General features: G+C 68.6%; 1 protein-coding gene. It reads left to right on the top strand.

Translation table 11 applies throughout. From position 1 onward, the window contains the following. Nucleotides 1-777, top strand: a 777-nt coding sequence (locus A5659_RS20705) for a neutral zinc metallopeptidase (protein ID WP_067183903.1), incomplete at its 5' end; no start/stop codon positions are given. Nucleotides 778-860: the final 83 nt, after the last annotated feature.

Here is an 860-nt window from a genome sequence, read left to right as displayed (position 1 = left end):
ATTCTCATCGGGGCGCTGTTTTTGGGCGTCGACCCCGGCCGCGTCATGAACTCCCCGCAGACCAACACCGGCGGGTACTCGGCGCCCGGATTCGACCTGAGCCAGTGCAAGACCGGCGCCGACGCCAACAAGTACGTGCAGTGCCGGGTGGTCGCCACCGGCAACTCGGTGGACGCGGTGTGGCATCAGCTGCTGCCGGGTTACACGCGTCCGCATGTCCGGCTGTTCACCGGCCGGGTGAGCACCGGCTGCGGGGCGGCCACCACCGCGGTGGGACCGTTCTACTGCCCGGTCGACCAGACGGCGTACTTCGACACCGACTTCTTCCAGGAGCTCGTCGACAGATTCGGTTCCAGCGGTGGGCCGTTCGCCCAGGAGTATGTGGTCGCCCACGAATACGGCCATCACGTGCAGCAGCTGCAGGGTCTGCTCGGCCGCTCGCAGCAGGGCGCGCAGGGCGCCGGGGGCAATGGCGTGCGCACCGAGCTACAGGCCGACTGCTACGCCGGGATCTGGGCGCACTACGCCTCCACGGTCAAGCAGGAGAGCACCGGCGTGCCCTACCTGGAGCCGTTGAGCGACAAGGACATTGCCGATGCGCTGTCGGCCGCGGCGTCGGTGGGCGATGACCGGATCCAGAAGGAATCCACCGGCCGGGTCAACCCCGAGTCCTGGACGCACGGTTCGTCCGAGCAGCGGCAGAAGTGGTTCACCATCGGCTACCAGACCGGCGACCCGAAGAAGTGCGACACCTTCTCCGCGCCGGATCTGGGTTAAACGTCCAGCAGGCGCCGCAGCTCGGCGCGGCCCTGTTCGTCGAGCGGCAGCAACGGCGCGCGCGGGTCGCCGACTCCGAAGCC

The sequence above is a fragment of the Mycobacterium sp. 1165196.3 genome (genome assembly GCF_001673415.1).
Classification (GTDB): domain Bacteria; phylum Actinomycetota; class Actinomycetes; order Mycobacteriales; family Mycobacteriaceae; genus Mycobacterium; species Mycobacterium europaeum_A.
Note: the sequence above shows the minus strand (reverse complement) of the source record. Positions and strands in the feature narration are given on the sequence as shown.